Source organism: Gorillibacterium terrae, assembly GCF_051594785.1.
Lineage (GTDB): Bacteria > Bacillota > Bacilli > Paenibacillales > NBRC-103111 > Gorillibacterium.
On the sequence record NZ_JBPPGI010000006.1, the window covers coordinates 85,271 to 110,834 of the forward strand.

The following is a 25,564-nucleotide window of genomic DNA, read 5'->3' on the forward strand; positions in this document are numbered from 1 at the left end:
TTTCCTCTCATTGTATCACGCCTCAAGCATCCAACAAAAAAAGCCGTCGCCGGCTTCATTCGTCTTTACTCCTGAATCCCCTTGTCCTGCTCATACCGGTTAAGCAGTTGATCCAGCTCGCAGGACTTGTCCAGTACGCGGTTGTCCGTGAAACCAAGGCAGCAGGCCAGCTCGATCAATTCCTGTCGCGCATTCTCGATTTGAAGCAGAAGAGTATCCAATCCAGGTATCTCCTATAATCGGTAGTAGTCTCCATTTTACCGGAGTTTCCCCAACAAATCCAGACAAGATCTCCGTTCCCTGCCATTCCTCCCGGGACCGCTCGAACGAAGGGGGAAAATAAAGTCGGACTCGACATTTTGCACCTCTTGTAGGCCTATCAGGACGGGCATACACTTAAAAGGAAGTCATTCATCGAAAGGAGTGAGAGGCAATGAGTCAGGAAGAAGAAGTGCTGGCGGCGGAAGACGTGTTGGAAGAGGTGGAGGATCGGCTTGTGGAGGAAGAATCGGAGGAAGACCTCCTTCCGGAAGCGGAAGCCGAGCTCGAAGCGGTAGAGGCCGAAGAAGAAGTCTGCGAGAGCGCAGAGGAAACGGAAGAGGCAGTGGAAGAATTGGAAGCGGTTGCGGAAGAAGAACCCGGTGAACGGGAAGCAGCCGCGGCGGAAGCCGAAGCGGAAGCCGTCCAGGCCGACTAGTCTTCTCCTGCCTTTCCTCTTGCTCGTCCCACCCCAATCCCCAAAAGGACTGCGACCGGCACAAAACCGGAAGCTGTCCTTTTTTGACGTTGAAGGCCGTTTGCTTTTCCTTCGGCAACCCCATATGATAGGAATCATAACATTGAAAAGAAATATGAATCGTTTGCCCCAAACTCATCAAAAATACCATCATCGTCCAAAATAACCATTGCGATCGCTGGTGGAGCAGGGTATATTAGTTCATAAAGTAGGATTTTCACCAAAACGGACGTCGATTTGTAAGAGATGAAGAGAAGGAGACAGGAGAATGAACAAATCCCAACATGACTCTGATGTGTTCGCGATCGATGAAATTGACCGAAAAATCATCGTCTCCCTCTATAGAAATGGAAGAATATCTTACACCGATTTGGCAAGGGAGATTGGCTTGTCCCGCGTCTCCGTCCAATCCCGCATCAATCTGCTGATGGAGGAGGGGGTCATCGAGCGCTTTACCGCCGTGATCAATCCGGAGAAAATCGGCATCGGCGTCTCCGCGTTCTTCTATGTGGAGACGGAGCCCCATCTTCTGCTGGAGGTCGCCGACCGGTTGAAGGACGACCCGTTCGTGACCAGCCTGTATCATATGACAGGCCCGAGCAAACTGCATGTGCAGGGGCTTTTCCGCGACGGACGGGAGATGGAGGAGTTTCTCAACGAAAAGCTCTATACCCTTCCCGGAGTCACCCACGTGGACTGCCAGGTTATGCTGAAAAGCTACAAAACTCCGACCGGCATTCGTCTGTAGATCCTTAATGCTTCGCCTCAGCCTGAAGTTCCGCCAGCTTCTCCAGCTTGGCGGTTATTTCCTTTTGCCAGCCTTTATCCCCGAGGCGGATCGCCAAGTTCAGCAGATCCAAATAGTCATCCAGCGACAGACGGGTGCGCAGCCGTTTGGCTCTCATCGGTTATCATGCTCCTTCTTGCAGGTAGTCGTATTCGGTGCCAGGTTCGGCAAGAAGCCCTTCGATTCATGATAATGATTATCATTATCATGAAGTCTTCATCTTTATTATGCCTCCCTCTTACATAAAATGCAAATCAAAAAAAGGGACTGCCGCTACTGCAGCAATCCCGCTACCTCCGTATGCGAATAGCCGTGCGCCGCCGCAACCGCCGGGTGAGCCACCTGCCCGGCCGCCACATTGATGCCCCGGGCGATGGCCGCATTCTCCCGGGCCGCCTGTTTGAACCCCTTCCCGGCGATCTGCAGGCCGTATTCCAGCGTCGCATTGGTAAGAGCGATGGTCGACGTCCGCGGCACCGCCCCGGGCATGTTGGCTACCGAGTAATGCAGTACGCCGTGCTTGACATAGGTCGGCTGATCGTGGGTCGTAATCCGGTCGACGGTCTCGATCGAGCCTCCCTGATCGATCGCCACGTCGACGATGACCGAGCCGGGCTCCATCGCCGCCACCGCATCCTTGCGGACGATCCGGGGCGCCCTCGCCCCCGGCACAAGCACCGCGCCGATCAGCAAATCGGCGGTTCTGACCGCCTCCTCCAGAACGGTCCGTCCCGAGGCGATCGTCCGGATCCGACCCCGGAACAGATCGTCGAGCTGACGGAGCCGATCCAGGCTTTTGTCGAGCACGGTCACCTCCGCTCCCAGGCCGACCGCCATGGCCGCCGCCTGCGTTCCGACGACTCCGCCGCCGACGATGACGACCCGGCCCGGAGCCACCCCGGGAATACCGCCGAGGAGGACGCCTTTGCCGCCGTGGGCTTTTTCCAGGAAATGCGCGCCGATCTGCACCGCCATCCGCCCGGCCACTTCGCTCATGGGTATCAAGAGCGGCAAGCTGCCGTCTTCCCGTTGAATCGTCTCGTAGGCGATCGCGGTGACGCCCGATTGGACGAGAGCCTCGGTCAACTGCTTCTCCGGAGCGAGGTGCAGATAGGTATACAGAATCTGCCCCGACCGAAAGCGGCCGAATTCCTCGGGAAGCGGCTCCTTCACCTTGACGACCATCTCCGCCTCCCACGCTTCTTCCGCCGTGGCGACAATGCTCGCTCCCGCCCGCGCATACTCTTCGTCGGCAAAACCGGCGCCGGTGCCGGCACCGCGTTCCACAAGCACTTCATGGCCCGCTTCGCGGTAAGCTGCGGCTGCGGCGGGAGTCAGCCCGACCCGGTTCTCATTGTTCTTGATTTCCTTGGGAACTCCGATTTGCATAGACTTCCTCCTCCACCGAATTCATAATCCAATTATATCCTATATCTATACTATATACCTTTCCCTCCCATAAAAAGAGACCGCCCCTCCTCTGCCTATTGCAAGGAGAAACAGTCCTAAGGACGAATACGGTACGGATTATGTATGGAAAATTCGGAACGAAGCGGCGGCAAGGTTACAGGGCTATGGGCATCCGGTTGGCACGGCGCAGGAATTCTCTGACTTCTTCGTAGGGAATCCCCATTTTGTATGCCTCATGAATCAGTTCGATCCATTCCTGGTCAAAATCATCGGCGTTAGCTTGGATGGGCTGGTTCATTGTACATCCCTCCGCGAGTTCCGATCTCCAGGCAGTCCAGCCGTCTTAGTCGCTTAGGATCGAGACCGTAGACCTGTGACTTTGCGTCCCTGCTTTTCAGTCAGGTTTGCCTTTTGCTGACCCTCGGTTGATTTTCAAATACATCATATCATTTTTTTGCAAGGATGTTTGTCACAAAATGGCGGTAAAAACAACAAATTCTATAAATCTTTTTTTATGGAGGTATTGCTTTTTGCTTTCATTCTCCATGCCTCATCCCCTTTCTGGGTCTTTTTTCGTTAAGCCCCTCCGACTAATGGTAGATTAATCCTTACTTACCCCAGGCATTTCGCCTCTAAACGGGAATTGGAAATTATTTTTGAAGACTTTGCCGATTCTATGGAAATCTATGGTTTACAAAATAGGGAAGTGTTGCTAATATGAGGAATGAAAGCGTTATCGGTAACCTGTTTGCGAAAAGGAATCCGACCTTTGTCCAGTGAACATTCATGAATGCGCTTACGGCTCGGCGATTCCTTTCTCCTGCCTCGATCCCGGCAACGCTTCGTTCCCAACTCCGACTAAGGAGGGATGTCCGCTCGTTAAACGCAAGTCCGGCTGTCGAGGTCAGCTCAGATGGGAACCGCACCGATTATATCCCAAGGAGGAGAAATCATGAACCGCAAGAAGATTCGCAAATCCGGAGGCTTGCTGCTGCTTGCGGCCGCGCTGATCGGCGGCTCGTTTGCCGTAACCGCCCCTTCGGTCCAGGCGGCGCCAAGCGAAGCTTATACCTGGAAGAACGTCAATACCGGAGCCGGTGGCGGCTTCATTCCGGGCATCATCTTCAACGAATCGGAAAAGGATCTGATCTATGCCCGCACCGACATAGGCGGGGCCTACCGCTGGAATAAAGCCGACAACAGCTGGATTCAGCTGACGAACTGGGTGGGCTGGGACGATTGGAACAAGAACGGCATCGACGCGCTGGCGACCGATCCCGTCGACCCCAACCGCCTGTACCTGCTGGCCGGGATGTACACGAACGCCTGGGACCCGAACAACGGGTCGGTGCTCATCTCGACCGACCGGGGGAATACGTTTACTTCGTCTCCCCTGCCGTTCAAGGTAGGCGGCAATATGCCCGGCCGCTCGATGGGCGAACGGCTGGTGATTGACCCGAACAAGAACAGCATCCTGTACCTGGGCGCCCGCAGCGGCAACGGCCTGTGGAAGAGCACCAACTACGGGCAGACCTGGAGCAAGGTGACGAGCTTCCCCAATCCGGGCACCTACATTCCCGTGCCCGGCGATTCTTACCAGGGCGATATCATGGGCATCTCCTGGATCGCCTTCGACAAGGCGAGCGGCACCGCCGGCAGCGCCAGCCAAGTGATCTATGTGGGCGTCGGCGATATGACCAACAACATCTTCCGCAGCAAGGACGGCGGTGCCACCTGGGAAGCCGTTCCGGGACAGCCGACCGGTTTTCTGCCGCAGCACGGCGTGTTGGCCTCGAATGGAATGCTGTACGTGGACTACAGCAATGAGGTCGGTCCTTACACGGGCAGCAAGGGACAGGTCTGGAAGCTCAATACCGCCACAGGCGCCTGGACCAACATCAGCCCGGTCGATTCGGAGAGCTCCGACGACTGGTTCGGCTACGGCGGCCTCACCGTGGACAAGCAGCACCCCAACACCCTCATGGTTGCCTCGATGAACGCCTGGTGGCCGGATGAGAAGATCTTCCGCAGCACCGACGGCGGGGCGACGTGGACGGCCATATGGGATTGGAACGGCTATCCGTCCCGGTCGTTCCGCTATACGCAGGATATCTCGGCCGCTCCCTGGCTCGACTTTGCGAACAACCCTTCCCCTCCCGAAGTCACTCCGAAGCTCGGCTGGATGATCGGCGATCTGGAGATCGACCCGTTCAATTCCGACCGAATGATGTACGGAACGGGAGCGACGCTCTATGGAACCAACAACCTCACGGCTTGGGACAGCGGCGGCAAGATCAATCTGTCCGTGATGGCCAAGGGCATCGAGGAGGAGGCCGTCAGCTCGCTCATCAGCACGCCGATCGGACCGGAGGTCATCAGTGGCGTATTCGACGTCAGCGGCTTCAAGCATGACGACGTGACGAAGGTCCCCGCCAAGATGCTGGTTAACCCCAAGAGCACCGCGAGCCTGGATTACGCCGAACTGGATCCAGCCTTCATCGTCCGCGTCGGCAGCTACGACAATAACTACCCGACGCAGATTCTGTTCGGGCTGTCGCGGGACAGCGGCGGCAACTGGTACCAGCCGACCTCCCAGCCGACGACGAAGACCGGCGGCGGCACCGTCGCCATGGCGGCCGACGGCAGCTCCGTCGTCTGGTCGATCAACGACGCGGGCGTCTTTTACACGAAGTCGAGCGGCAACTCCTGGACGGCCAGCGCCGGACTCCCCGTCGGGGCCAAGGTCGCGTCGGACCGGGTCAACAAGAACAAGTTCTACGCCATCGCTGCCGGGAAATTCTACGTCAGCACGGACGGCGGAGCCACCTTCACGGCAACGGCGGCCTCCGGGCTTCCCAACACGGGCGATCTGAAAGCCATACCGGGCACGGAGGGCGATATCTGGCTCGCCGGCGGCGACAAGGATACCGTCTACGGCCTCTGGCATTCGGTCAATTCGGGGGCCAGCTTCACCCGTCTGGCCAACGTGCAGCAAGCCGATGTCATCGGCTTCGGCAAGCCGGCTCCGGGTCAGACCTACAAGGCCCTCTATACCAGCGCCAAGATCGACGGCGTCCGCGGCATCTTCCGCTCCATCGACGCCGGAGCGAGCTGGGTGCGCATCAATGATGACCAGCATCAATACGGAATCACCAACTCGGCCATCACCGGCGACCCCAAGGTATTCGGCCGCGTCTATGTCGGTACCAACGGCCACGGCATCGTCTATGGCGATGCGGTAAACGGTAACCCGACGCCTACGCCGACGGCGACACCGACCGCTACGCCAACCGCGACACCGACGGCTACGCCGACAGCCACACCGACAGCCACGCCAACCGCCACGCCAACGGCTACACCGACGGCCACACCGACCGCGACGCCGACAACCACATCAACGGCTACGCCGACAGCCACGCCAACCGCGACACCGACGGCTACGCCGACAGCTACGCCAACGGCCACACCGACAGCCACGCCGACGACCGGAGCGATCAAGGTGCAAATGTATAACGGCGGCAAGGATGCTACAACCAACACGCTGAATCCCCGCATCAAGCTGACCAATACCGGAACGAGTGCCCTCCCCCTCTCCAACGTGAAGCTCCGGTATTATTACACGATCAACGGCGACAAGGCCCAGAACCTGTTCGTCGACTGGTCGACCGTCGGCGCGGCCAATGTCACCGGAGCCTTCGCCAAGATGAGCTCCGCCAAGGCCAATGCCGATACCTATGCGGAGATCGGCTTCACCAGCGCGGCCGGATCGCTGGCTGCCGGGCAAAGCATCGAAATCCAGGTCCGCATCTCCAAGACCGATTGGAGCAACTATACCCAGACCGACGATTATTCCTTCAATGCGACGGCCAGCTCGTATGTCGACAGCCTGCTGCTTCCGGCTTACGTATCGGGCACCCTGTCCTGGGGCGCCGAGCCGTAAGAACGGTTGAGCACGGTACTGCCTTCGGAACCCGCGACGCATCCGGGTTCGCCCGACCGTAAAGGCTAAGGCTTGTTGCCTGAAGCCAGCGGCTATTCAAAAGAAAAACGGAAGGTCCCGAGCTTTCGGGCCTTCCGTTTTCGCTGTTCTTCGGCTCCTTATTCCGGAGCGTAGACTTCAACCTCCGCCAGCTGCGCCGCCGGCCAGCCGGTGTTCGCGCTCACCACCAGGCGCACCGCTTGCGCCTTCGCGGCGTCGAGCGGAATGTCCACCCGGTTTTCCCGCTTCGGATCGAAGGAATATGGCGCTTCCGTCTTGGCCGTGGTGAACGTCTGCCCGTCCTGGCTTACCTGCACCTCGATTGTCTGATTGCGCGTGGCCCACGCATCCTGAGGCGGCAGCTTCAACACGAGCTTGCCGATATCCGTCACCCCGCCCAGGTCCAGCGTGAGAGTTTGCGGGAAATTCTTCGCCGTGCTTTCCCAATAGGTATAAGGATCGCCGTCCAGCACCTTCTCGCCGGGGAAATCGGCCGAAGCCATGCTGGAGACCTGCACCTTCTTGCCGAATGCCAGGTTCGGCAGCTCCTTCACCTTCTTGTAGGGGAAGTCGGCGACGGATACGGCATTGTCCGAAGCGGTCAGCTCCACATACGCCGCCTTCTTGTCTCCCAGCGTTCGGATGAAATCAAACCGGACGGAATCGCCTTGCTCCGTTGCCGGAATATCCGCAAGCTTCTCGCCCGCCATCGTATAAGCCGCCGCCGCTGCATGCTTCCAGTCCTTCGGCTTCTTCACGGCAAGGGTGGTGTCGGAACCAACCGGCTGATACAGGCGGATGCGGCCGGTCGAGCGGAGCTCGACCACGATATGATCGCCTTTGCCGAGCTCCACCCCGTTGTAGACGCTGTAGGCGCCGGCGCGAACGCCTCCGTCTTCCCCTAAGATCTCAAACCCGCTTGGAGCGAGCGTAAACCCGCTGCCCGCCTCAAAGGGCTTATCGGCGTTCCAGTCGGCCAGCACCGTGTAGCTGCCGAAATCCGTTCGGGTGATATCGGCGGCTACGGGCTCGAAGCTCTTCACCCGGGCGTCGCCGTATTTCGCCAGCACTTCCTTTTGAACAAGGCCGACCAGGTCTACCCAAGGATTGTCGATGCCGTTGAACAGGTCGGCGCTCAGGTGATAGCCCATGGCCGCATTCCAGCGGAGCATTTCCTTCTTATCGGTCATCGTCTCGGCCGCCAGATTGTGCTGGAACAGCATCACCTTGTCGCGGGCGAGCATGCCGATCATCGGGTAATACTCGGAATACGTTGCGGTCTTCGCCCGGTAGCCGAGCAGGTCCCACAGGTAGTTCGAGCCCATGAAGCCGACGGAGTCGCCGACCAGCATATCGAAGCCGTCCTCCGTATACATCGGATGCTTCAGCGATGCGAAATAGCTTCTCACGGCGGCGTAATAGGACGAGGAAGCGTCGGTTCCCGGAGCCAAGGTCCTGTTGAGGGTATACGGCACGTCGCGGATGCCCCATTGGTCCTCGAAGATTCCGTCCATTCCCGCATCGAGCAGCTTCTTGTGTTCCTCGGCGATGCGGCCCGTCACATAGGGGTCGGCCATGTTCATCACGTACCCGCTGTGGACGCCGTAATCCTCCTTGACCGGGACGCCGGGAACCTTGTTCACCGCGATATCCTCGATCGCCGTTCCCGCGGGGAGCCTCGTTAAGGTCGGCGAGTGGATGCCCCACCAGGAGAAATTGGTGTAAGGCACCAGCGCGTCGCCCTTGGTCTTGGCCGCCCGGACGAACGCCTGGAACTCGGCGTCCGTTCCCCATTTGGCATCGGCCGGCAGAAAATCCGGATAGTTCTCGTCGTGTCCGCCCGTCTGGAAGCCGACCAGGTGCAGGACGCTCGGGAATGTCAGCTTGTCGACGAAGCCGGACTTGAGCGCCGTCCAGCCCGCGCCGGGGATAGCCGAGACGTCCATTTTCAGGAAGGGCATCGCCAGATAGCGGTCTTTGTCCTTGCCCAGCTTGTCGGCGAGCGAGCGGAACCGGTCTATGCCGTTCAGCTCGCGGTAAGACGCGATCGAATCGGCGTAGTCGCCGCCTACCTCCAGCACGAGCGTCGGGCTGTTCCAGACGCCTCCCGCCGCCGTCGCCAGCTTGTAATTGTGGACGAGGCCCGTCTTGCCCGGATCGTCCACCATGGTCTTGAAGCCGAGATCGACCGAGGACATCGGGCTCGCTACGAGGTCATACAGGGCGAGCGGACCGCTCTCGGTGTTCAAGGCCAGGTAGGAGGCGAAGAAGGTGCCGGGATACTGCGCTTCGTACGAATTGTTTTCCCGGAAGAAGGCCGTCTTCAGCTTGGCCCCGGGCAGGAGCGGCAGGAGGCCGTCCTGAATGGAAGCCGACGGCAGCTTCAGCTCGTACGGGAAGCGGAAGGATTCCAGCGTTCCGCCCGTATGGTTCGTCACCTTGGCGCTCATGCGGATGCGGTTGTCTTGGCCAAAGCCGACGACCACCTCCACCTGCAGCTTGCCTCCGTATTCGAAGGTCAGCTCGTTCTTCGACCGGTTCCAGCGATACGCGAAGGAGTCGGCCTTGTTGCCGCCGACGGAGGTGTCGTCGTCGAGTATGCCCCACCAGAGCGCCCCGCTCCGGTTGGCGAGCTCGGTTTTCTTGCCGGTCTCCTTGTTCAGCACATAAGAGATCGCGCCCTTCTCCTTCTGGAAACCGATTTCATAATGTTCGTTGCCGACGGTGAGCGTATCCCCGACCGCCTTGTAGGCGACACCCGTATCGTGCCGGAACGCCATCCAGACGATAAGGCCAGCCGCAAGAATCAGCACAAGCGCCGACCCGGCGATGATCCCATTTCGTTTTCCTATCTTCATGACCGATGCTGCCTCCCTTGTGAACCCCCGATTCAACTGCCGGTTTCTTTGAAAAAGACCGGCCCTGTGTGGGCCGGTCCCGTCGGTGCGTGAGCCGCTTAGTTGACCTTGATCGTGTCAAAGAATTTTTCTTGGACCGTCTTGGCGGCGGAGTCCAGCTGGGCCTTCACGTCAACCTTCTCTTTGGAGAAGATCTCCTGAATGACATTGGTCATTGCGCCGTAGTAGTCCTGGGTGTTGTACTGGGCTTCCGGCTTGCCGTCGAGCAGGCCCAGCACCTTCTGGTCGTACTGATACACGTTGGTGTATTTGCCGTAGACGTCCTTCACTTTCGCGCCGTAAGCGGAGTCCATGTTGAAGTACTCGATAACGGGCGGGATGTAGTATTTGTTGTCCTTTTGCCGGGATTGGATGTTGGCTTCCAGCGAAGCCAGGCCCTTGTCGGAGAAGTAGTCGAAGGTGGCGTAGTTGAAGGCCGCCTGCTGCTCTTCCTTGGACGCGTTCGGGTTGATGACGAGGAAGTCGCCGCCGAGCACACCGGTGTGCTTGCCGCCCTTTTCCGCTGCGGGCATCGGGTACACGAGCACGTCCTCCGGCTTCATGCCGCCTTGGTTCAGCGCCTGGTCGACCGGATCGGATGCGCCGGCGATGACCATCGCCGTCCGGCCCTGAGCGAAGGAACCGACCGCATCGCCCCAGCCGAGCGCCCAATCCTTCGGAATGGCGTTCGCTTCCCAGCGCAGCTTGTGGTAGAATTCCAGCGCCTTCTGGCCGGCTTCGGAGTTGAAGGTGGCGGTGACCTTGCCGTCCGCTATGCTCTGGATGTCGCCGCCCGCTTCGAACAGGAAGTTGGTCCAGTTCCAGCCGGCTTCATTGCCCTTGCCCATCGGGGCGATCCCGGAAATGCCCTTCCCCGGATCGGCGACGGCCTTGGCCGTGTTCAGCAGATCGTCCCAGGTCCAGTCGGCGTCAGGCGCGGCAACGCTCTTTGCGTCGAGCATCTTCTTGTTGACGACCGTGCCGGTTACGTAACCACGTTGAGCGATTCCATAGATTTTTCCGTCGATCTTGAATTGATCCTGGAGGATCGGGTTCATCTCATCCTTGTGCTCGTAGCTGTTGAACAGATCGGTGATGTCGGCCGCCCAGCCGCGTTCGGCGAGGAACTTGCCTTCGGTGGCGTAAGTGTTGAACAGCGTCGGGGCTTCGTTCGCGCCCATCTTGATGCCGATTTCCGCCGGATTATACTGCCAGTCGCTCTTGACGATCGTGACGTTCGGGTATTTCTCGTTGAAGCGGGCGATCTTGTCGTCCTCCAGCTTCCGCTCGTCGACCTTGTCCGGCGTCGGATAGTAGATGCTGATCGTGACCGGCTTGTCGGAGGCGGCGGGTGCGGTGCTGGCCGTTGCCGAGGCTTCGCTTGAAGCGCTCGGAGCGGCGCTCGAGCTGGGCGAAGCGGATTCCTTGTCTTTGCCCCCGCAGGCCGTGAGGGCGGTGGCCGCCGTCATCAGGCACAGAAGCGAGATGGAAAGTTTACGCATGAATACTCCCCTTTTCCTGTAAGTGTTGGTTGGGTAAGGCGCGGCTCCCGACCGTGGTGATACGCTCATGATAATCGACCGTCTGCGAAAGAACGAGGTGTGATCTTAAGCGGTTTGTGTGTTTGGTTACGCTTGCATTGACATTTGAGTTAATAACTAGGACAAGCTTCTTCTGCCTTCAGCCCTTGACCCCCCCGACATGCAGCCCGCGCATGATGTATTTTTGGAAGAACAGGAAGAACAGGACCGGAGGCAGCATGACCATCGACAACAGCGCAAACTTGATGTTCGTGTCGAGCCTGCGGGCATTCAAGACATATTTGTAAATGGCGGTCGACAGCGGATAATGCGAGTCGTTGTGCAGCACGAGCGACGGCCAGTACCAATCGTTCCACGCGCCGGCGAAGACGAAAATGGCGATGGTCGAGAAGATCGGAATGGACAGCGGCACGGCAATCTGCACGAACAGCCGGAACTCGGATGCGCCGTCGATCCGGCCCGATTCGATCAGATCCATGTGGATGCCGTCGAAGAATTCCTTCAGGATCAGCAGATTGAACGCGCTCGCTCCCGCCGGCAGCCAGAAGGCCCAGAAGGTATTGAGCAGGTGCAGGTCCTTCAGGTTGATGAAGTTCGGGATGATATACGTCGTCGGCGGAATGAACAGGGCGATCATGAAGAACAGATAGATGTACTTCTGACCGGGCACATTGAGCCGGGAAAGGCTGAAGGCGGCGAGGCCCAGCACGATCGTCGTGACGATCATGTTGCCGAAGAAGATATACAGCGTATTTCTCAAGAACTTCGGCAGGGCGATATAGACCCACGCTTTATGAAAGTTCTCGAAATGCCATTCCTTCGGGAAAAAATGCGGCGGGAAGCTGTTGACTTCGGCGTTGCCCTTCACCCCGTTGAACAAAGTGGTCAGGAACGGATAGAGCATGGAGAAAACCATGATACAGATGAACAGGATCATGACCCCGTACCCGAGCTTCACGCTCCCCCGTTTCAAGTCGTAATCGGAGACGATTCCTCTTTCCAGCGGCTTCATCCGTTGTTCGCCCCCTTGTTTTCGATTCGGGCCCGGACGACGGCGAGTGCGCCCAGGACGAGGAACATGAGCACGCCCATGGCAGAAGCGGTTCCGTAATCCAGACGGGTAAAGGCATACCGGTTGATGAGCAGGGCGTAGGTCAGCGTTGCGTTGTTCGGACCGCCATCGAGCATTGCCATCTGCGATTGGAAGCCCTGGGAGGTGCCGATCAGCTGCAGCAGCAGCATCAAGATGACCAGGTTCTTGATCGAAGGCAACGTGATGTAACGGATGCGCGCCCAGATCCCGGCGCCGTCGATCTCGGCGGCTTCATACCAGTCTCTCGGCACGCTCAGCACAGCCGCCAGATAAATCAGCATGGCTGAGCCGAACTGCTGCCAGGTCTCCATGATAACCAGCGAAATCATCGACCAGCGTTTGTCGGTCATGAAGGCGATCTGATCGATGCCAAGCTTGCCGAGCGCCCAGTTGAACGGACCTACGGGATCGTACAGCCAGCGCCAGAGGCCGTACAGCACGACGACCGGAACGACGTTCGGCAGATAGGCGGATACCCGGACGAAGCCCTGCAGCCGGCGCAGCTCGGAGATGGCAATGGAGAAGAAGATCGGCACCCAGAAGCCGATGAGGAGACATAGCCCCATGTAATACAAGGTATTCTTCACGGAAATCCCCACGTCGCTGTCGTGGAAGATTCGCTTGTAGTTGTCTAATCCCAGGTAGGTGTTGCCTTTGACGAAATCGATGTGATAGAAGCTGTAGACGAAGCCCTTGACGATGGGCGTCCACAAAAAAACGATGAAAATCGCGAGTGCGGGCACAAGGAACATATAGGCCCAGAAATGCTTGCGGATCTTTCGGGCAAAGGCGCCCCTTCGGATTGCCGCCAGGCCCGTCTCTGCCGACACAGCTGGTTGATTCATCCGGTTCCCCTCTCTTCTTGTCTGTTGTGTCTTTATTGTAAGAAAGGGAGGGAAGCCTGAACATGTCTGCTTCTATGGAGATGGTAGGCATTATTACTTCTTGCATTCGCTCGGGCTGTAGCCGAAATACTTCTTGAAAATCTTGCTGAAATGCTCCGGCGATTCGTAGCCGACCTTCTCGGCGATCTCATAGCGGCGCATGTCGCTGGCGAGCAGCAGGCGGCGGCTCTCCTCCATGCGCAGCTTGATGACGTATTCCCAGAGGTTAAAGCCGGTGTTCTTCTTGAACAGGTAGCTCAGGTAATTGGGACTGACGTGGCATTTCTGCGCCACCTGATGAAGGGTGAGACCTTTGTCGGAATAATGCTCGCTCATGTAGGCGAGCGCCTGCTCGACGATCAGATTGTTCTGGGCGCTCATCTCTTCCTCGGACGGCTCCTCCTGACCGTAGGTCGTCCAATGAAAATCCCCATAGTAAAAGACGGCGTGCTCCTCGTTGCGCCCGTTCCAGCGGATCGCCTTCTTCGCCTGCTCGTTCAGCTCGGAGAGGAAGCCGAGGCCCTTGAGCAATTGGCTCACGCCGATCACCGCGGGCACCCCCAGGTACTTGTCGATGTTAAAGTGCAGGCTGCGGCCGATCATGTCGAGGTGGTTGATCTTGTCGTTGCCCATGAGGGCGTAGCCTTCCTCGCTCCATTGCAGCAGGATGACGATCTCTCCGGCCGTGAGCGAGAACAGGTACGGATGCCAGTCCGCTTCCAGGAGCTCGCTCGCGATGTTCAGCGCAGCGTAGGTCATGAGGGTTTTGTCCCGGTCCGTCCAATGCTTTTCCCGGCCGGGGGTATCCAGATCGAGCCGAATGCGCAGCACGGAGTAATACGGTCCGGCCAGCCGGACGCCGTGGCTCTCCTCCAGCCGGGCTACCGCCTGATCGGGCTTCACCTCGCCCTCCAGGAGGGCAGACAACAGCCGGCTCCGCTCGGGAACGGGCTCGGCCATCCGGAAGTTCTCGCGCATGCCCGAGAGGACCTCTTCGCCGGAGGCCATCGGCCGCTCAAGCCGCAAGAGCACGCTGCGGACGGAATCGAGGAACTGCTCGCTGTTGATCGGCTTGATCAGGTAATCGCGGGCGCCCAGGCGGATGGCCATCTGGGCGTATTGAAACGTCTCGTGGGCGGAGATGACGATGGTCTGCACCCAGGGCTTGATCATCTTCGCCTGATGCATGAGGTCAATGCCGCTCATCGAGCCCATCTGGATGTCCGTCACGAGCAGGTCGATCTCTTCCATCCGCAGATAATCCAGCGCCTCGTAGCCGTTCTGGGCGGTCAGAATCTGGCGGATGGGCAGGCCGGCGGAAGCCAGCAGATTGCTGAGCCCTTTGCAAATATACGGTTCGTCGTCAACCAGCAAAATGCTGAACATGCGAATCGTCCCCTTTCTCTTCCTGTTGTTGCGGCGGCAGCGGCAGAAGCACGACCGCTGTGATTCCGCGCTCATCGCCGCGCTCGTAGTGCAACCCATAGTCTTTTCCAAAATGCAGCCGAATGCGCTGATGAATGTTGCGGATGCCGTAGCCGAGCGAGGGATCGCCCTTCTCCCCGTTCAGCAGGCGCTCCAGCGCAGCGAAGTCGACCTCCTTGTAGCCGTTGTCCCGCACCCGAACCTGAACGCAGCCGCCCGCGAACTGCACAGAGACGGCGATCTCGCCGTCCTCGCCCATGTTCCGCACCCCGTGGATGATCGCATTCTCGATCAGCGGCTGGAGGATGATCTTGGGGACGCTTGCGGCGAGCAGCTCCCGGTCGATGTCCCACGTCACCCGGAAGCTGTAATCGTAACGCTTTTGCTGCAGGTTGATGTAGGCGGTCGCGTGCTCGATCTCCTGCTCCAGCGTGATTAATTCGCGCCCCTTGCTGAGGCTGATGCGCATGAGCTTGGACAGGTCCTTGATCATCTCGGCCGATTCGAAATTGCCTTCGAGCGAGCTTTTCCAATAGATGCTTTCCAGCGTGTTATAGAGCAGATGGGGATTGATCTGCTCGTAGAGAATCTGCAGCTGGGCTTCCTTCTGCTTGATGTCGAGCTGGTACTTGTCGTGGATCAGCACGTTCAGGCGCTCGGCCATGTCGTAGACGGAGTGAATCAGCACGCCGACCTCGTCCGCCCGCTGCTCCTCGGGCGCCTTCGGCACGGCATTGCCCGGCTCGTAGGAGCGGACGAAGAAGGCCAGCTTCTGCATGGGCGTCATCAAGGAGCGCCAGAAGTACATCATCAGGACGATGCCGAAGATGATGTACGCGACCGAGATGAACCAGATGACCGATTTCAGCTCGGTCTGCTGGCGGAGCATGGACTTCAGCGGAATCTTATAGACGAGGTTCTCTTCCTCCACCGGGCTGCGGCTCTTGACGAAGATATGGTCGCTCGTGATCTCCGCCTGATCCACCGGCAGCTCTCCGCGGAACGCGTCGGGCACGTCGAGCTTGCCTCCGAGCGGAGCATTGGAGGCGGCAAGAATCCGGCCGTTCGGATCGGTCAGGTACATCTCGCCGTCCGGGATGGAGACAGTGCCGAACGAGGCTGCGATCTTCTTGTCGAGATTCGTGGCGACCAGCACCCCGATCACGTTGTTTCCCCGGGAAATATTGTTCACCGCCCGGATGTAGACAAGCGTATTGGTTTTGGAAAAGGTGTTGTTGAACTGGGGAATGACCCGCAGGGTTCCCTTGCCCCGCTTCTGCACGGCTTCGTCGAACCAGGCGGGCTTATCCTGGTCGGAGAAGTAGTAGATTCCCGATTTCTTCGAGCCGCTCAGCGGCACCTTGGGCACGAACGAATAGAGGTCGTCCGGATCGTAGACGAAGAACGAGTAGGACACGGCATCCCCGCCGTTGACGCCGAGCGAGTAGCTGAGCAGGAGCTTGTCGAGGTCCTGGTATTTGTCGAGGCGGTCGACCACGCTGTCCGCGGCGGACGGAATCATCTGCTGGATGAGGGGATGCTGAATGATCGTGGTCATGACCCGGTTGATCGTATCGACATCCCGGTCGATGACATAATGGTTCTGCTTATTCAGCTCCAGGTACGCGTCGGTCACCTGCTGCTTGAGCAGCTTCTCCGCCTTGGAATTGCCGAAGCCGTTCAGGAAGATCATCGGGCACAGCATGACGATGACGAGCAGCATGAACTGCTGGCGGACGCGAAGCCGGGTGATCGGGTTGGTGAATCGCTTCTTCATGGTGGAATCGGACTCCCCTCATCGCATTCGAAACCGTTTTCCTCTTCTGTATCCTTTCATTCTACAACGTCCGTTCCGGTTCCTCTACGGGATTACCCGCTTCCAAATCGGACCAGTCCCCAAGCCCTGCCGGAACAGAGAAGCGCCGTGCGCGCCATCCGGGAATAGGGCCGGTTGGCGCGCGACGGCGCAGGAACAAGCGAAAGGGCCGGCGGGGCGTGGGCCGGGAAGGCGAGACGCAAGCCGGAGCCGCTTCGCCCTCCCGGTCTGCGCGGAACGCGGCGTTTCCCGGAGGACCCGGCGCAGAGGAGGCGCAGAAAGTGCGCGGCCGGAAGGCGGGAACGCTTCGGCCCGGCGAACCGAAACTTTGTACAGGCCGGCCATTCAGGCGTCGCTCTCGGCAGAGAGCTGCCCCCTCCCCGTCAGCCCAGCGCTTCGTGCAGGCCGGCCATTCAGGCGTCGCTCTCGGCAAAGAGCTGCCCCCCTCCCCGTCAGCCCAGTGCTTCGTGCAGGCCGGCGATCCAGGCGTCGGCTCCGGGAAGCAGCTCGGGACGGCCGATGGCCACGGCCCGCATGCCGGCGGCCTTGGCCGCTTCGATGCCGGCGGCCGCATCCTCGAAGACCACGCAGTCGGCGGGGGCGAGACCGAGCTCGCGGGCGCCGAGCCGAAACACCTCGGGGTCGGGCTTGGCTTTCTCGACCCGCGTCCCGTCGACGACGGCGTCGAACAGGCCTGCGATGTCGAGCCGGGCCAGGATCAGCCCGGCGTTCTTGCTTGCCGAGCCGAGCGCCGTCTTGACGCCCCGCTCCCTCAGAGCGGTCAAATAGTCCCGCGCGCCCGGCAGAAGCTCGCCCGCGTCGAGCCGGGAGATATACTCCACATACTTGGCGTTCTTCCAAGCGGCGGCGCGCTCCTTCTCCGCTTCCGGCAGCGTGACGCCGCCGACCGTGAGCAGAATGTCGAGCGACCTCATGCGGCTCACGCCCTTCAGCCGTTCGTTGTCGGCTTCGGTGAAGGCGAAGCCGAGCTTCTCCGCCAGCCCGCGCCAAGCGAGGTAATGGTACTTGGCGGTATCGACGATGACTCCGTCAAGGTCGAAGATCGCTCCCTTCATTCCGGCGACCGCCTCCCGAAACCCGGGACGGGCCGTCGGCTCTCTATCGTCAAGATATGGCATCGCTATCCCTCTCTCCTCTCATTGGCTGCCGTTCGGCGCATCGGTCGGGCTAATCCGGATCGCCAGCGTTTCGCCCGGACGGCAGCGGTACTCCCTGCCCGCCACCGCGAAGACCTGCTCCTCCGCCAGAATGAGCGGCTCCACGGTCACGCTCTCCCGGCCGACGGTCAAGGCGAACGCCTGCCCGCGGAAACGGAAGGCAAAGCGCACCGACGTCCAGACGGAGGGCAGCGCCGGCTTCAGGCGGATGCGTCCGGCTTCCACCGACAGGCCGGCAAAACCGAAGATCGCCGCCATCCAGGCTCCGCCGTTCGCGGCCGAGTGGACCCCGCCGATGTACAGGTCGCCCACGTAGGTTTTCGACTCGCCGGTCAGGTCGATCGTCGCGGTTTTCATGAAATAGGGGTAGCCCCAGTCGGGAAGCCCGATGTCCGCCGCCACCATCGCGTAGATGCAAGCGCTCAGGCTGGAGCCGTGCTCGGTGCGCGGCTCATAGTACTCCCAATTGGCCCGGATGACTTCTCGGGGGAACCGGTCCCGGAACAGGTGCAGGAGCAGCACGGTGTCGGCCTGCTTCAGAATCTGAGTGGTCGTCGCGAGTCCGCTGCCGCCGCCCCAGTATTCGCTCGGATGCAGCTGCCGGCTCCGCAGGTCGCGAAGCGGCACGTCCTCCAGCGTCAAGTAGCGGTCGAACTGCTCGATCAGACCGGTACGGGGGTCGGGCGCAGGCAGGTACAGCTTCTCCCGCATCCGGCGGATCTGGTCCAGCGCGGGGGCATAGGCGAGCTCGGAGAACAGCTCGTCCAGCCGGTCCGGATGACGGTTCCGGAGATAGTCCACGGTCTCCAGGGCGATGTCGAGCGTCCTCGCCGCCATGTAGTTGGTGAAGGCGTTGTTGTTCACCCGCTCGTGGTATTCGTCCGGCCCCGTGACGTCGAGCAGCTCGTAGCGGTCCCGGACCGGCTGATAGTAGCCGTAGGAGAGGAAGAACCGGGCGCACTCCAGCACCGTCTCCGCGCCGCCGTCGAGCAAGAGGCTGTCGTCGCCGGTGAGCTGAACGTAGCTCCAGATGCCGTGCGCCACGTCGGCGCTGATGTGAATCTGCTTGTCGCGGAAATACGTGCGCATCGGCCGGCCGGTGAAGACGTCCGTTACGTTGAACAGCGTGCAGGCGTCGTCGCCGGTGTCCTGGCTCTCCCAGGCGAAGAAGGCTCCCTCGAAGCCGTATTCCGCCGCCTTGCGGCGAGCGCCGTCCAGCGTCCGGCAGCGGTACAGGAGCAGATTCCGGGCGAGCTCCGGCTGCGTATGCAGGAAGAACGGCAGCATGAACAGCTCCGTATCCCAGAAGATCGCTCCCTTGTAGACCTGACCGGACAAGCCCCGGGCGGGGATAGAGCCGGGCCGTTCCCCGGCGGGAGCGGCGATCAGGAGTTGATACATACTATATCGGAGGGCGAGCTGCGCCTCCGGATCGCCGCCGATCTGCACATCAGAGATGTCCCACAAGTCGGACCACACCTTCGCGGTGGCGTCGCGGAGGGCGTCCCAGCCCTCGGCGAGCGCTTCGCGGCAGTCCCGCCGGGCCGCTTCCTCCGGTTCGCCTTCCCCGTCGAGTCCGGTATAGACGGCGGCGACCTTGAAGAATCGGTACTCCACGCCCGCCCGGCAATCGAGGGTGAACGTCCGCCGGATGCAGAGGCCATTCGCGTCGATGGCGGGATGCCCCTCCTGCGGTTCATCCGCCGCCGGATCGCCCGCCAGCCAGACGAAGCCTTCGGCCACGGCAACGGGAACCTGCTGCTCCTGGGAGACGGCGCGGATGCCGAGAAGGCCGTCCGTCTCGCCCAGGGTATACGCCTGCAGATGCGGGCCGTTGATGTCCCACACGTCGCCGTCGATTCCGGTCGCAAGCAGCAGGCGGCAGTCCGCCGTCGTCCGGATCGAGCCGGCCAGCGCCAGCACGTGCCGGCGGTCCATGCTGACGAACCGCTCCGTCGTCAGGCGGACGCAGGCTCCGTCTTCACCCGGCAGCGGGTAGACCGTCTCCCGGCGATGGACGCCGGTTCGCAGCTCAAGCTGCTGGGCATGGGCCAGGGGCGGCGCCGACTCCGGCGTGAGCGGCCTCCCGTCCGCCAGGGCGAGACGGGTCCACAGGCCGTTCGGGGCGTTGACCGGTTCGCGCCACTTGGCGCCGACCCGGTCGTAGAGACCGGCCAGGTTGACGGCAACGAGCTGCTCCTTGGTGTACTCCTCCAGCGTCCCCCGGTAGCCCAGGTAGCCGTTGCCGGTCATGAACTTATTGCCGAGGGCGACGATCCGCCCCGGGTCCCAGCCTTCCTCCCGGACCAACCACTCCGTCGCCATCTCAGCGCACCTCCTGCTGCGGGAGCGCCATTCGCTGCTCGAGCGGCGCCCGCACGCCGGAGCCGTCCACGAGGCATTCCCGCCCGTACAGGCGGATGGCCACCTCTGCTCCGTTCTCGGAGACGATGCCGACTTCCTTCGGGGTAACGTCGACTGCCAGCAGGGCGCCGCCGTACGTCAGCTTGAACCGGTACGCGGTCCAGGCCGCTGGAATGGACGGAGCGAAGGACAGGCCGTCGCCGTCCGAGCGCATGCCGCCAAAGCCGTACACGATGTTCATCCAGGCGGCAGCGATGGAGGTCGTATGCAGCCCCTCGCGGGTGTTGCGGTTATAGTTGTCGAGATCGAGACGGCTCGCGAACTCGAAGAAGCGGTAGGCCTCGTCGTGCTTGCCGAGCTCGGAGGCGAGGATCGAATGGATCGACGGCGACAGCGACGATTCATGGATGCAGCGCGGTTCGTAATACTCGTAATTGGCCCGCTTCGTCCGCTCGTCGAACCGGCTGTTGTACAGGAACAGGAACATCAGCACGTCCGGCTGCTTGATCATGTCGTACCGGTAAATCCGGTCGTAGGACCAGTGGGCGTAGAGCGGGAAATCGGTCACCGGAATGGAATGGATGTCGAGGTGCGGCATGTCGAAGAAGCCCTCGTGCTCTTCGAAAATCCCCGTCGCTTCCTCCTGCGGGATATACATCGCTTCGGCGAGCCGGCCCCACTCTTCCGCTTCCTCCGGGTCGAAGCCGATGCGGGCCGCCAGGGCCGCGAAGCCGTCCGGTGCGTCGCGGCGCATCTCGGCGACGGCGGTCCGCGCGTAATCGAACAGCTCCTTGGCCATGTAATTGATGTAGCCGTTGTGATTGACCATGAGTTGGAACTCGTCCGGCCCCATCACGCCGAAGTAGCCGAAGCGCCCGGTCCGTTGACTCCATTGGCCGCGCGTGGCGTAGAAGCGGCTGATCTCGATCAGCATTTCGACGCCCTTCTCGTAGAGGTAGCCGCGGTCGCCGGTGATTTTGACGTAATGCCACAGCCCGTACGCCACGGCCGTCCCGACATGCAGCTGCGTGTTGGAATGCTGCCACAGGTCGCAGCTCTCCGTCCCGTCGATGGTGGCGATCGGGTAGCAGGCTCCCTTGCAGTCGACGTCGCGGGCGCGCTCCCGGGCTTCGGGCAGGGTGTTGTAACGGAAATCGAGCAGGCTCCTCGCCGCCTTGGGGTTGTTGAACAGGTAGAAGGGCAGGCAGTACGACTCCGTATCCCAGAAGGCGAGGCCGCGGTACGCTTCGCCGGTCAGTCCCTTCGCCCCGATGTTGAGGCCGGGGTTGTCGCCGTGGTAGGTCTGATGCATCTGGAACACGCAGAAGCGAATGCCCTGCTGGTTCTCCGGATCGCCTTCGATGACGATGTCCGAAGCCGTCCAGATGCGCTCCCAGGCCGCTTCATGCTCGGCCAGCAGCCCGTCCAGCGTCAAGCCGGCATGACGCTCCAGGAGCGCGGCGCCGTCCGCCCAGGCCTGCTCCTCCCGAACGGCCGCGTCTTTCACCGCCAGGTTGGTGACCACCTTGGAGAAGCCGGTTTCCTGTCCGGCGGCGAGTGTCAGCGCGAATTCGACGGCGGCGGTCTTCTCGCCTTCCAAGTAGGCGAGCTCGGGATCGCCGTCCGCCGCGAGCCGGAAGCCGCTGAACAGCCGGTTGCCGGTGGTGACGGTTCGGCCGAGCAGCGCCGCCCCCCGGTCGGTCGCGCTCTTGCGCTCGCAGACCCACAGGTTCTTGCCCTGGTCCTCGTGAATGACGGACAGGTCGAGGCCCGAGCGGATGGAGACCGCTCCCTCGAAGCCGACGGATTCGATGCGCACGCGCTGGCAGCCGACATGCGTGTTCGTCATGCTGACGAAGCGCAGAAAGGTCAGCTTCAGCGCCGCCCCGCTCGGCAGATGCCAGACGAACTCGCGGGCATAGGTCCCCCGCCTGAGATCCAGCTTGCGCCGAAAGCCGGAGATGCGGCTTGCCGCGAGGTCCAGCTTTTCGCCCTCGGCGCGGATTTCCGTATCCAGCCAGTTCACGGCGTTCACCATGAAGCGGACTTGGCGGGTGATGCCTTTGTAATGGGGGCCGATCTTGAATTCCTCGAACAAGCCGTTGAAATAGCTGCCCACCAGCGAATCGCCGGTATAGCCTTCGTCCGCATAACCGCGGACCCCCATATATTCGTTGCCGAGCGAGAAAATCGATTCCGATACCCGGTTCCTTGCCGGATCAAAGCCTTCCTCTGCCACTGCCCAGGGATCGATGAGCAGATATGGGTCCGCTTGTTTTGCCATGTTGACCGCTCCTCCTCTTTTTCTTCCCTCTTAGGGTATAGGCAAGGAGGTCCGGTTTGAAGGTCAGCCGTTAAGGACTTCATGTGCGATCTTACGAATTGAACAAAAGTAACCATTCATTCCATGAGACATAGCCGATGATGCTGCTCGACCTCACATAATCGTGTCTAAGTCCAGTTGCCATTCGTTGCACCGCATAAAACTCCCTTTCGGGTACTCGAATTCACACTCGCCGATGAACGAGAAGCGACTCTTCCTGCAGATTGCATTTGAAGCCAGGTTGTCGACGGATGGGAATGCGTAGATAAACCTGTGCTTCTGCTCCGACTTAGCGCTCGATATAGCTGCCGCGGTCGCTGCGAGAGCTACGCCTTTTCCTTGAAACGGGGATATGACGCTCCAGCCCATCTCATACACGGTCTCTCCGTGGTGGAGGGTTTCCCAATAGCCGATGCTGCCAACCAACTCAAGACTCGGGAGCCACACCATGCTGCACATACGGCCAGCCCCCGCTTGGTTGACCCTCAGGTATCGCTTATGGCGTGCAAGGAGCTGCTCCTCGGTTTCTGGCCCGCCTAAGTGCTTTGTCATTTCCGGAGCATTAAGAAGACGGAGCAATTCCAGGTTGGCAGCTTCATCTGCCCAAGACTCCATACGTATCGGAAGAGGCGGTTGATTTTCCATTTCCATCGCTCCATTTATCGTTTTATCCATTAATGGATTTAACTATTTAAACCATTAATTAAGGGTTCATCTATTTTTTAGCAGCTTATATATTTGGAAGACACTATCCTGCAAAGGGTGAATGAATATGAACAGAACCGTCGTGCTCCTTGGCTTATCCCTCTTGGCCAACGCCGTTTTATTGGGAATGGTGTTCTCAAAGCCATCCCATGATCGCAACCATCGCGTCGATTATGAGGCCTCCGTTCAAGCCCTGACGCAAGCCGATCGGTACTTGGCAAGTCTTTCAAAAGGGGAAAAGCTAGATAAGAACTCTCAAGCCCTATTTCAATCCTTTCGCATGGTGGACACGTCGCTCATTTTCTTTCATCAATACAACCCGTCATTTAGCAACAACGGCCTTCCCACAGGCAACCTCCAGCTTGTTCTGGAGGAGCTCCAATACGAGCTTGCCATTGCGATGAACCATGTTTTAATAGAGAGAACGGTTGAAGGGCAACTTGACAGGATTGCGAATGTTCAAAATGAGATAAAGGATGTCCTCACGAAACTCCCGGGCAACTACGATTACTCGACCGTTAAAAACGGATTGCAGAAACTGCAAGGCAGGCAACGGAACCAATAAATAATGACCCCTCGCCGTCGTATGGCACAGGAGTCATTTTTCGTTGCAAGAGAGAATGGCACAGCCTACCAGGCAATCTCCTTGATGACCGCTCCGGCGAAATCCTTGATCTCGAACCGGCCGCCCGTCATGACGCCGTAGGAGGCCGGATAATTTTCCTTCGGCAGCGACACCGAGCCGGGATTCAGCACGATGATCTCCCCCCGCTTCTCCGCCACCGGCACGTGGGTATGGCCCTGGATGAAAATATCCCCGGCCGCAAGCGGCGGCAGGTCGTCGATATGGTGGTGATGGCCATGCGTCGCGTAAATTCGACGTTTCTCGTGGAACAACATCGCGTATTCGGCCAGCATCGGGAACCCGATCAGCATCTGATCGACCTCGGAATCGCAGTTGCCGCGCACGGCGACAAACCGCTCTTTGTAGCCGTTCAGCCGCTCCGCGACTTCCTTCGGCCGGTAGTCCTCGGGCAGCGGGTTGCGCGGGCCGTGATAGAGCAGATCGCCGAGGCTTACCAGGGTGTCCGCCCCTTCCCGCTCGAAGGCCTCGAGCGCCCGGTTCAGTCCGGCGAGCGAGCCGTGTACATCCGATAGAAAGAACAGCTTCATGATCTCTTCCTCCCCTTCTTGTCTTCTCTCCAGTATAGCAAGAACGGCCGGGGCCGTCCTCTGCCGATCCTCCAGAAACCGTGAAAAGGGGACCCAAGCCGGCAGTCCTAAGGTTCATCGGACCGCGGCAGGCCAAAGCGTCAGACCCGCAAGTTCGTCGATCCGCGGATTCGCCGGACCGCCCGCGGAAGCCGAGTGGGCCCGGTCGGCTTGACAGCCTTCGGCCAAATCGGGTATAGTCGCATCAAACGAGCGACTCTTACCGGAAGCACCCGTAAGAAAAGGCGAAATTCCGCCCTTTCCGACGGGTGCTTTTTCGCTTGGCGCGCCTCCTCCGGACGGCCCGCTTCGTTGATCCCGCTCTCATCCGGAAAGGAGAATTCGCATGAAACGTTCCTTATGGATCACCCCGCTTCTCATCCTGCTGCTGGCGGTCGGCTATCCCCTGTCCGCGTCGGCCGATGCCGATTGGACGCCCACGGTCCAGACGGCATTCGACAAGCTCACGGCCGGGAGCGACTCCCTTGCCGCCGGCCGCCTGAAGACGCGCTATCAGGAATTCGTCCGGGAACGGGACCGGGAGAAATCGGCCGATGCCGATATCAAGGCGGTCCGTTACCGCGCCGACGAGCTCCGAATCGCCGTGAACAAGCGGATGAAGGAGCGCGACGCGGCCAAGCTGGCCGCCCTGGACAAGCAGCTCGCGGAGCTGAAGACGAAGCGCCAGCCGCTGTTCGACGCCTATACGCGCCTGAATCAGCAGCTTTCCCTCGCCCGCTCGCTGAAGAGCAAGCCCGCCATTGCCGTGGCGAAGGCCCAGGCGGATGCGCTGAAGATTCCGGCTCAGCTCGCCCGGGAGGAAATCCGCCGTAAGGAGGCGGAGGTCAAGAAGGCGAAGGACGAGCGGACGGCTCACCTGAAGAAGGTGCGCGCCGTCCTCGCGGAGAACGATTCGCTTGCGCTTAAGCTGAAGGCGGAGCGCAGCGCGGCAACGGCGGCGGGGAAGATCGTCACCGCCGAGAACAAGGTGTTTTCCGCCGCGGTGCGCAAAGCCGATGCGGCCGGCGCTTTGGCCTCCCTGACCCGGCTCGCGTCCGGCGAGCGCGATGCCGCCGCGGCCAAGCTCCGCGTCCTGGAGCTGGAGCGGAAATCGCTCGCCGTGGTGGAGCGGGCCGCCGCTCTGCTTCCGGCCCAGTAGCCGCAGCCCATACCAAAGAGGCAGGAACGCGGAGGACGTTCCTGCCTCTTGCCGT

General features: G+C 60.2%; 20 protein-coding genes and 1 riboswitch. Of the genes, 5 read left to right on the forward strand and 15 right to left on the reverse strand.

Going from position 1 to position 25,564, the window contains the following annotated elements; translation table 11 throughout:
- Positions 1-65: 65 nt before the first annotated feature.
- Positions 66-221, reverse strand: a complete 156-nt coding sequence (locus tag ACSEXS_RS18970; protein WP_438434818.1) for a Spo0E family sporulation regulatory protein-aspartic acid phosphatase — start codon at positions 219-221, stop codon at positions 66-68.
- A 212-nt stretch (positions 222-433) separates the two neighbouring features.
- On the opposite strand from ACSEXS_RS18970, the gene ACSEXS_RS18975 reads away from it, so the two are divergent.
- On the forward strand, positions 434-697 hold the full coding sequence (locus ACSEXS_RS18975) for a hypothetical protein (RefSeq protein WP_438434819.1): 264 nt from the start codon (positions 434-436) through the stop codon (positions 695-697).
- A gap of 307 nt (positions 698-1,004) precedes the next feature.
- The gene (locus ACSEXS_RS18980; RefSeq protein ID WP_438434820.1) at positions 1,005-1,484 is read left to right on the forward strand and encodes an Lrp/AsnC family transcriptional regulator; all 480 of its coding nucleotides are present in this window, start codon (positions 1,005-1,007) and stop codon (positions 1,482-1,484) included.
- 4 nt (positions 1,485-1,488) lie between these two features.
- On the opposite strand, the gene ACSEXS_RS18985 is transcribed toward ACSEXS_RS18980, so the two are convergent.
- From ACSEXS_RS18985 to ACSEXS_RS18995, 3 genes are all read right to left on the reverse strand, one after another.
- Positions 1,489-1,641 carry a hypothetical protein gene (locus tag ACSEXS_RS18985; RefSeq protein ID WP_438434821.1) on the reverse strand — a complete coding sequence of 51 codons (153 nt, stop codon included), beginning with the start codon at positions 1,639-1,641 and terminating at the stop codon, positions 1,489-1,491.
- Between the two features lie 155 nt (positions 1,642-1,796).
- Positions 1,797-2,912 (reverse strand): alanine dehydrogenase, encoded by a 1,116-nt coding sequence (ald, locus tag ACSEXS_RS18990; RefSeq protein WP_438434822.1) that lies wholly within the window; start codon positions 2,910-2,912, stop codon positions 1,797-1,799.
- 175 nt (positions 2,913-3,087) lie between these two features.
- Complete coding sequence (locus ACSEXS_RS18995) at positions 3,088-3,231, reverse strand: anti-repressor SinI family protein (RefSeq protein WP_438434823.1); 144 nt, start codon at positions 3,229-3,231, stop codon at positions 3,088-3,090.
- A gap of 27 nt (positions 3,232-3,258) precedes the next feature.
- Positions 3,259-3,352: riboswitch (cyclic di-GMP riboswitch) on the reverse strand.
- Between the two features lie 533 nt (positions 3,353-3,885).
- Here ACSEXS_RS18995 and ACSEXS_RS19000 point away from each other — a divergent pair.
- Positions 3,886-6,873: a cellulose binding domain-containing protein gene (locus tag ACSEXS_RS19000; protein ID WP_438434824.1), complete on the forward strand. Its 2,988-nt coding sequence runs from the start codon at positions 3,886-3,888 to the stop codon at positions 6,871-6,873.
- A 158-nt stretch (positions 6,874-7,031) separates the two neighbouring features.
- On the opposite strand, the gene ACSEXS_RS19005 is transcribed toward ACSEXS_RS19000, so the two are convergent.
- From ACSEXS_RS19005 to ACSEXS_RS19050, 10 genes are all read right to left on the reverse strand, one after another.
- Positions 7,032-9,770, reverse strand: coding sequence for a discoidin domain-containing protein (locus tag ACSEXS_RS19005; protein ID WP_438434825.1), 2,739 nt, complete (start codon positions 9,768-9,770; stop codon positions 7,032-7,034).
- Between the two features lie 98 nt (positions 9,771-9,868).
- Positions 9,869-11,311: an ABC transporter substrate-binding protein gene (locus ACSEXS_RS19010; protein WP_438434826.1), complete on the reverse strand. Its 1,443-nt coding sequence runs from the start codon at positions 11,309-11,311 to the stop codon at positions 9,869-9,871.
- 178 nt (positions 11,312-11,489) lie between these two features.
- Entirely contained in the window at positions 11,490-12,362 is an 873-nt protein-coding gene (locus tag ACSEXS_RS19015) for a carbohydrate ABC transporter permease (RefSeq protein ID WP_438434827.1), read from the reverse strand.
- Positions 12,359-13,288: a carbohydrate ABC transporter permease gene (locus ACSEXS_RS19020; protein ID WP_438434828.1), complete on the reverse strand. Its 930-nt coding sequence runs from the start codon at positions 13,286-13,288 to the stop codon at positions 12,359-12,361. The genes ACSEXS_RS19015 and ACSEXS_RS19020 overlap by 4 nt, the downstream gene beginning before the upstream one ends.
- A gap of 93 nt (positions 13,289-13,381) precedes the next feature.
- Positions 13,382-14,713 carry a response regulator gene (locus ACSEXS_RS19025; protein ID WP_438434829.1) on the reverse strand — a complete coding sequence of 444 codons (1,332 nt, stop codon included), beginning with the start codon at positions 14,711-14,713 and terminating at the stop codon, positions 13,382-13,384.
- Positions 14,691-16,529, reverse strand: coding sequence for a cache domain-containing sensor histidine kinase (locus ACSEXS_RS19030; protein WP_438434830.1), 1,839 nt, complete (start codon positions 16,527-16,529; stop codon positions 14,691-14,693). Before ACSEXS_RS19030 ends, ACSEXS_RS19025 begins: the two co-directional genes overlap by 23 nt.
- Before the next feature lie 491 nt (positions 16,530-17,020).
- Positions 17,021-17,644, reverse strand: a complete 624-nt coding sequence (gene pgmB / locus ACSEXS_RS19035; protein WP_438435050.1) for a beta-phosphoglucomutase — start codon at positions 17,642-17,644, stop codon at positions 17,021-17,023.
- Positions 17,645-17,725: 81 nt separating this feature from the next.
- The gene (locus ACSEXS_RS19040; RefSeq protein ID WP_438434831.1) at positions 17,726-20,071 is read right to left on the reverse strand and encodes a glycoside hydrolase family 65 protein; all 2,346 of its coding nucleotides are present in this window, start codon (positions 20,069-20,071) and stop codon (positions 17,726-17,728) included.
- A gap of 1 nt (position 20,072) precedes the next feature.
- Positions 20,073-22,394 carry a glycoside hydrolase family 65 protein gene (locus ACSEXS_RS19045; protein WP_438434832.1) on the reverse strand — a complete coding sequence of 774 codons (2,322 nt, stop codon included), beginning with the start codon at positions 22,392-22,394 and terminating at the stop codon, positions 20,073-20,075.
- A 153-nt stretch (positions 22,395-22,547) separates the two neighbouring features.
- Positions 22,548-23,078 (reverse strand): GNAT family N-acetyltransferase, encoded by a 531-nt coding sequence (locus ACSEXS_RS19050; protein ID WP_438434833.1) that lies wholly within the window; start codon positions 23,076-23,078, stop codon positions 22,548-22,550.
- 127 nt (positions 23,079-23,205) lie between these two features.
- Between ACSEXS_RS19050 and ACSEXS_RS19055 the strand changes: the two genes are divergently transcribed.
- The gene (locus tag ACSEXS_RS19055; RefSeq protein WP_438434834.1) at positions 23,206-23,703 is read left to right on the forward strand and encodes a hypothetical protein; all 498 of its coding nucleotides are present in this window, start codon (positions 23,206-23,208) and stop codon (positions 23,701-23,703) included.
- Between the two features lie 65 nt (positions 23,704-23,768).
- Here the strand turns inward: ACSEXS_RS19055 and yfcE are convergent, their stop codons facing one another.
- Positions 23,769-24,311 carry a phosphodiesterase gene (gene yfcE, locus ACSEXS_RS19060; protein ID WP_438434835.1) on the reverse strand — a complete coding sequence of 181 codons (543 nt, stop codon included), beginning with the start codon at positions 24,309-24,311 and terminating at the stop codon, positions 23,769-23,771.
- Positions 24,312-24,696: 385 nt separating this feature from the next.
- Here yfcE and ACSEXS_RS19065 point away from each other — a divergent pair, with 385 nt between their 5' ends.
- The gene (locus tag ACSEXS_RS19065; RefSeq protein WP_438434836.1) at positions 24,697-25,509 is read left to right on the forward strand and encodes a hypothetical protein; all 813 of its coding nucleotides are present in this window, start codon (positions 24,697-24,699) and stop codon (positions 25,507-25,509) included.
- Positions 25,510-25,564 lie beyond the last annotated feature (55 nt).